Origin of the sequence: Capnocytophaga sp. oral taxon 412 str. F0487 (assembly GCF_000271925.1) — a bacterium.
Classification (GTDB): domain Bacteria; phylum Bacteroidota; class Bacteroidia; order Flavobacteriales; family Flavobacteriaceae; genus Capnocytophaga; species Capnocytophaga ochracea.
In genome coordinates this window covers 58,780-65,623 of the sequence record NZ_AJZR01000039.1, presented here as the reverse complement: position 1 = coordinate 65,623, position 6,844 = coordinate 58,780, and the positions used below count along the sequence as shown (strand labels likewise).

Sequence of the window (6,844 nt, the reverse complement as noted above, 5' to 3'; positions counted from 1 at the left end):
TGCAATGCTACTATGTGATATGACTTTAGTAAGTGATATCTTAGCAATCATTTTAAAGAAATTTGTGATATAAAAGTTTTCAAAGGTTCTTAGACTAGCTCTATCATCTGTCAAAGCACCGAAAATTAGCAACTTAAATATTTCTATTCCTTTAAGTTTTTTGCTATATTTATCGACTCCTGTTTCTTTTACAAGAAATTCTAACTCTTTATCTTCTATCTTAGAAAAGATATTTGAAATTCTTTTTCTATTCTTTATTATAGTGGTCATAACTTTTTTTTGCAAAGATAATACTTACACAGTATTCCTACAAAAAAACATAGTTAAAAATCAGTGCTTTATAAATCTTCCTTACAGTTTTGGTTTGAAACTTTGGCAAAGTTAATCTTCTTTAGTTCAAGCTTGTAACTCGCACCCCATTTTCTAATTCTCTCATTTGCTAATTTGCTAATTTTCTCCTACTTTTGTCGCTCCTAATAGTTAATTTAATATCAGTATTAAAGTAATAAGCTTTGTCAATGTACGATTCTTTAAAAAAACATTTTCAGCAAGCCCTTCCTTTTACCGACGAAGAACTCAGCGCGGTAGACAGCTTTTTTGAAGAGCGCATCTTTGCTAAAAAAGCAATGCTTTTAGAAGCCCCTCAGCCTTGTAAACATCTCTTTTTTATTGTCAAAGGCTGTGTGCGTCACTTTCATACCAAAGACGACGGCACCGAAAAGACCTGTGATATTTCGCTTGAAAATCAATGGACGACCGCCTTTATGAGTTTTAATAACGGTACCCCCTCCAATCTGTCGTTGCAAGCCTTAGACGAGACCACCGTTTATAGTATCAGTAAAGAACAGCTCTTTGCCCTTTACGCCCTGCATCACAACTTTGAGACTTTCGGCAGGCTGATGGCGGAACAAATCTTACAGCGCGCCACCGATACCGCTATGTACCTTGCTGCCGATAAACCCGAAGAGCGCTTTCAGCATCTGTTGCACTCACGCCCTGAACTCTTTCAGCGAGTACCGCAGAAGTACATTGCCAATCTACTGGGTATCAGTCCCGAAAGTTTAAGCCGATTGCAAAAACGTATGCACAATAAAAAATCTTAACTTAAGTCAACGAGTGAGGAGCTCATTGCGCCGTACCTTTGCCCCAAATTTAAAAAAGAACGCGTAATGAAAACACTCAACGATTATCAAATCGCCTTAGACGATGTAATGGAATTCATCGACAACGACCTTTTACAAGCCAAACTTCCTGAAGTAGAAGCTGATTACAAGGCAAAACCTTCCTTGCTGAACAAAGTGCGCTTAGGGATTATTTATCACGAAGTAGCCTTAAATTTAGGCTTTTTTAGCAAGCAGTACAAAGGCTATGCGCAAAAGAGTCTCACGATTTTATCAGAATGCGAAGCCAACCCCGAAACACCTAAGGCGTTACAACCTTTTATCCTTTCTTACGAGGCTTCGGCAATGGCTTTGGTAGCCGGCGAAACTTTCAAGCTCTCACTTATCGGCAAGAGTTTTAAGCTTTTTGAAACGGCTATTAAAAAGTACGGAGCGGTACACTATCTTCCTGAATTTATGCGCGGTAGCGTAGCCGAGAACCTACCTTGGTTTTATTTCAGTAAGCGCGCTTTAGCCAAAATCGACTTTGAAAATATCATCCGCAAAGAGGCTCAAAATCCCGAGTATGCTTCGTGGAAGATAATGAGTTTTGTGTATTGGGCGTGGGCAAAGCAACACCCTCAGCACAAATACCGCGCGCAAGCCATCGCCTATCTACAAAAAGCGATAGAGCTTGACCCCCATTATTTAGCAGGACGCAAACGCTCGGAAGAGCTTCTTTCTCAATTCACAATTGACAATTAAGAATGAAGAATCACACACTTTGCCAAAGTTAATTGCCCGTCGTGCTACGACTGCCTGTGCGGCTCGCACCTTTGGCAAAGTTAATCTCCTCTATTTCAAGACTGTAACTAGTACCCCATTTGCTAATTTCCTAATTCTCTCATTTTCTAACTTGCTAATTCTTTAATTATTTGTACTTTTGCACTACTCAATCGACAAATTGAACTAATGATTACACAATTACAAGGAAAACTCGTAGAAAAGAACCCTACTCACGTAGTAATCGACTGTCACGGGGTGGGCTATTTCGTAAATATCAGTCTGAATACTTATTCAGCGCTACCCGAAGGCGAAGCCATTAAGCTATACACTTATCTGCAAATAAAAGAAGATGCCCATACACTCTATGGTTTCCTCACCAAAGCCGAACGCGAAGTGTTTGTATTGCTTCTTTCGGTATCGGGAGTAGGTGCTAGCACTGCCCGTACGATGCTCTCAGCACTTACCGCTGCACAAGTGGGCAGTGCTATCATCAATGGCGAGGTTGCTACCATTCAAGCAGTAAAAGGTATAGGTGCTAAAACAGCCCAACGGGTAATATTAGACTTAAAAGATAAAATGCTCAAGCTCCAAGACTTTGAAGAGGTGCCTATGAACGCTGTAAGTACCCATAAAGAAGAAGCACTTGCCGCCTTAGAAGTATTGGGCTTTATGCGCAAACAAGCCGAAAAAGTAGTCGATATCATTATCAAATCAAGTAGCGAAGAGCTTTCAGTAGAAGAAATCATCAAGCAAGCCCTTAAACGTTTGTAAAAAAATTCATCATTCGTAATTTGTCATTCGTAATTATTTTCGTATCTTTGCCCGCTAATTGATTGGTAAAATGAAATATATCTTATATATACTCTTAGCTTTCACTGCTATAAGTTGTGGTATCTACAACTTTACAGGAGGAAGTACAGGCGATGCAAAGACTTTTCAAGTAAACTTCTTTCGCAACGATGCTCCCTTGGTAGAACCTGGCCTCGATCGCGATTTTACCATCGCCTTACAAGATTTGATTAACAACCAAACCAACCTCAGCCTTACCGACCGCAATGGCGACCTGGTGTACGAAGGTGAAATCGTAGAGTTTAACATTACCCCTATGACAGCTACCGCAGGACAAACCGCTGCCCAAAACCGTGTAACCATAGGCGTAAATGTGCGCTTTACTAATCATAAAGAAGATAAAAAAGACTTTGAAAAACGCTTTTCTTTTTACTATGATTATCCTGCTGCTGCGCAATTCAACTCGGTAAAAGGCGAAGCTATCCCACAGATATTCGAGCGTATCACCCAAGATATTTTTAACGCCTCATTGGCAGATTGGTAACAATCAGGTAAAGATAAAAAGCTAAGATTGACAGTAAAACAATTCATAGAGATTATTAGGCATCCCTACACTATTAACGATGATCAAGTATATGAACTCGACGAGATAGTGAAGGAATATCCTTATTTTCAAGCAGCAAGGGTGTTACAACTCAAAATATTGCATTCCGAAGGAAACTACAAGTACAACAAAGCCTTAAAACTCGCTGCGGTACACGTAACCGACCGCTCAGTATTGTTTGACTTTATTAATTCTAAAAGTATTATCCCTGATTTCTCAGCCCTGCGCCGTGATTTTGAACGTATTCGCAAAGCGAGAGAACGCAAGGAAGCCGAAGAAACTGAGAATACACCTCCTAAGGTAAGTTACATCGACCACGAACCGCGCTTGTATCGCCCTAATGTACCCGAATCTATTTTCGAAGAACCTATTTTCCCCGAAGATTTGGTAAATCACCAAGAGTTAGCCGATGCTTTTGAACCAAAAACAGAGGAAAAACCTAAAACTGATACCGACAATATCTCTCAATGGTTAGAAAACATCTCCGATGACCATACCGAAGTATCTTATAAAGACGACAAGGTAGCCGAGAAGTTCAAACTCATTGATAAGTTTTTGGAAAACAATCCTAAGATTGAAGCCTCCAAAGACTATGTATCCAACGTAAATTTAGCCGATGATGTAAACTCAGACCCTAAACAATTAATGACTGAAACATTGGCACAAGTATATGTAAATCAGCGCAAATTTAAGCAAGCTATACAAGCGTATGAAATATTAATTTTGAAAAATCCAGAAAAAAGTGCTTACTTTGCAGCCCAAATAGAAAATATCAAAAAACTACAACAAAATAATTTATTTTAATTTATAGAGAAATGACTACATTCAACATCTTTTTAGTGCTTATCGTGGTAGTATGTTTGCTACTCGCTTTAGTAATTATGGTACAAAACCCTAAAGGAGGCGGACTCTCTTCTACTTTCGGTGGCAATACTCAAGTAGTAGGTGGCGTGAAAAAAACAGGCGACTTCCTCGAACGCAGTACTTGGACGTTTGCTACTGCTTTAGGAGTGCTTATCCTTATCGCCAACACCTTACTACAAGGCAATACCGGTGTAAATGCCGATTCTAAACTGCTCGATGGCAATACCCCTGCTGCCCCTATAGAAAACCCTCTTAACCAACAAACACCTGCCAACAATGCTACCCAAATGCCTGCTACTCCTGCCACATCTTCTAATACAGGTAACTAAACTGACAAAAAGTCAGTTTTTACAGATTGGCATACTTTCTGAAATATCCTCTTCGATTTTTTATAAAAGGAATTAAAATACTTGAATGAAAAGGTTAGATAACATCCCCACATCCCCCCTTTCGAAGGGGGCGCGGGCGATGTAATTCCCTAACACCTAATTCCTTTTTTCTAAACAAAAAAATAACTAAAAACTAAACAATAATGGCAAAATTGAATATTAAACCTTTAGCTGATAGAGTAGTGATTGAGCCGGCAGTGGCCGAAACTACTACCGCATCAGGTATTATCATTCCTGATACTGCAAAAGAAAAACCTCAAAAAGGTACGGTTGTAGCCGTTGGAGCAGGTACTAAAGATAACCCTGTAACCCTAAAAGTAGGCGATACAGTACTCTATGGCAAATATGCCGGTACTGAACTAAAATTAGAAGGTAAAGACTACCTTATTATGCGTGAAAACGACGTATTAGCAGTTATCTAAACATAAAAACTAAAAACTAAAGAAATGGCAAAAGATATTAAATTTGATATAGACGCTCGCGAAGGTTTAAAACGTGGCGTTGATGCATTAGCAAATGCAGTAAAAGTAACATTAGGACCTCGTGGTCGTAATGTGATTATTAGCAAATCATTTGGTTCACCACAAGTAACCAAAGACGGGGTTACCGTTGCTAAAGAAATAGAACTAGAAGACGCTCTCGAAAATATGGGCGCTCAAATGGTAAAAGAAGTAGCTTCTAAAACCAATGACCTCGCAGGCGACGGTACTACTACCGCTACTGTATTAGCACAAGCTATCGTAAAAGAAGGTCTTAAAAACGTAGCTTCTGGTGCTAACCCAATGGATTTAAAACGCGGTATTGATAAAGCCGTAGCAAAAATCGTAGAACACTTGGCTAAACAAGCTAAAGAAGTAGGCTCTTCTTCTGAAAAAATAAAACAAGTAGCCTCTATCTCTGCTAACAACGACGATACTATTGGCGAACTTATCGCTCAAGCATTCGAGAAAGTAGGTAAAGAAGGGGTTATCACCGTAGAAGAAGCAAAAGGTACAGATACTTACGTAGATGTAGTAGAAGGTATGCAGTTCGACCGCGGTTACCTTTCTCCTTACTTCGTAACCGATTCTGAAAAGATGGTTGCAGAACTCGACCACCCTTATATCTTGTTGTACGACAAGAAAATCTCTACTATGAAGGACTTGCTTCCTGTATTAGAGCCTGTAGCTCAATCTGGCAAACCCCTCTTGATTATCGCTGAAGATATCGATGGTGAAGCATTAGCTACCTTAGTAGTAAACAAATTGCGCGGTACCCTTCGCATCGCTGCTGTAAAAGCTCCTGGTTTTGGTGACCGTCGTAAAGCAATGCTCGAAGACATCGCTATCCTTACGGGTGGTACTGTAATTGCCGAAGAGAGAGGCTTCACTCTTGAAAACGCTACTATCGATATGCTTGGTACTGCCGAAAGAGTAAGTATCGACAAAGATAACACCACTATTGTAAATGGTGCTGGAAAATCTGATAATATCAAAGCGCGTGTAGCACAAATCAAAGCACAAATCGAGAACACCTCTTCTGATTATGACCGTGAAAAACTACAAGAGCGTTTAGCTAAACTCTCTGGTGGGGTAGCAGTGCTCTACATAGGTGCTGCTTCGGAAGTGGAAATGAAAGAGAAAAAAGACCGTGTAGATGATGCCCTTCACGCTACTCGTGCAGCTGTTGAAGAAGGTATCGTAGCAGGAGGTGGTATAGCGCTTATTCGTGCTAAAAATGTTTTAGGAAAACTAAAACCTCTCAATGCCGACGAAGAAACAGGTATTAAAATTATCTTCAAAGCATTGGAAGCTCCTTTGCGCACTATTGTAGAAAATGCTGGGGTTGAAGGTTCTGTAATCGTAGCTCGTGTACTCGAGGCTTCAAGAGATGCTTACGGATACAATGCTAAAACAGGTACTTATACCGATATGTTTAAAGCAGGTATCATCGACCCTAAAAAGGTAACCCGTGTAGCCCTTGAAAATGCTGCCTCAGTAGCTGGTATGATTCTCACTACCGAATGTGCTTTGGTAGACATCAAAGACGATAAAGCAGCTGCAATGCCTCCAATGGGTGGTGGAATGCCAGGAATGATGTAATTGTAAATTCATAGCATTATTATCATATTTTATTAACACGAAAATCAGGGAGAGTTTACAATGAAACTCTCCCTGATTTTTTACACCCAAAAACTATATTAACTCTTTGAAATGTGAAAGAAATGCAAATGATTTGTAAATAAAACGTTAAAAAACAGGATAAAAATGCGAAAAGCATATATTTTATTACTAAAAATGATTGTACAAATAAAAAAAATCGTACATTTGCCA

At 39.6% G+C, this 6,844-nt stretch carries 9 protein-coding genes; 8 read left to right on the top strand and 1 reads right to left on the bottom strand.

Going from position 1 to position 6,844, the window contains the following annotated elements:
* On the bottom strand, positions 1–270 hold a 270-nt coding region (locus HMPREF1321_RS06710; protein ID WP_009421879.1), incomplete at its 3' end, for a DUF4372 domain-containing protein.
* Positions 271–518: 248 nt separating this feature from the next.
* Between HMPREF1321_RS06710 and HMPREF1321_RS06705 the strand changes: the two genes are divergently transcribed.
* The 8 genes from HMPREF1321_RS06705 to groL all read left to right on the top strand — a co-directional run bounded on the left by HMPREF1321_RS06705 (position 519) and on the right by groL (position 6,613).
* Complete coding sequence (locus tag HMPREF1321_RS06705; RefSeq protein WP_009421882.1) at positions 519–1,103, top strand: Crp/Fnr family transcriptional regulator; 585 nt, start codon at positions 519–521, stop codon at positions 1,101–1,103.
* A 66-nt stretch (positions 1,104–1,169) separates the two neighbouring features.
* Entirely contained in the window at positions 1,170–1,865 is a 696-nt protein-coding gene (locus HMPREF1321_RS06700; protein ID WP_009421896.1) for a hypothetical protein, read from the top strand.
* Positions 1,866–2,072: 207 nt separating this feature from the next.
* On the top strand, positions 2,073–2,657 hold the full coding sequence (gene ruvA / locus HMPREF1321_RS06695) for a Holliday junction branch migration protein RuvA (RefSeq protein ID WP_009421912.1): 585 nt from the start codon (positions 2,073–2,075) through the stop codon (positions 2,655–2,657).
* A 70-nt stretch (positions 2,658–2,727) separates the two neighbouring features.
* Positions 2,728–3,219 (top strand): LptE family protein, encoded by a 492-nt coding sequence (locus HMPREF1321_RS06690; RefSeq protein ID WP_009421919.1) that lies wholly within the window; start codon positions 2,728–2,730, stop codon positions 3,217–3,219.
* 27 nt (positions 3,220–3,246) lie between these two features.
* On the top strand, positions 3,247–4,083 hold the full coding sequence (locus HMPREF1321_RS06685; protein WP_009421891.1) for a hypothetical protein: 837 nt from the start codon (positions 3,247–3,249) through the stop codon (positions 4,081–4,083).
* Between the two features lie 11 nt (positions 4,084–4,094).
* Entirely contained in the window at positions 4,095–4,472 is a 378-nt protein-coding gene (gene secG / locus HMPREF1321_RS06680) for a preprotein translocase subunit SecG (RefSeq protein ID WP_009421905.1), read from the top strand.
* A 203-nt stretch (positions 4,473–4,675) separates the two neighbouring features.
* A complete protein-coding gene (gene groES, locus HMPREF1321_RS06675) occupies positions 4,676–4,954 on the top strand; it encodes a co-chaperone GroES (protein WP_002673428.1) in 279 nt (92 codons plus the stop codon).
* A gap of 24 nt (positions 4,955–4,978) precedes the next feature.
* Entirely contained in the window at positions 4,979–6,613 is a 1,635-nt protein-coding gene (gene groL / locus HMPREF1321_RS06670; protein ID WP_009421895.1) for a chaperonin GroEL, read from the top strand.
* Positions 6,614–6,844 lie beyond the last annotated feature (231 nt).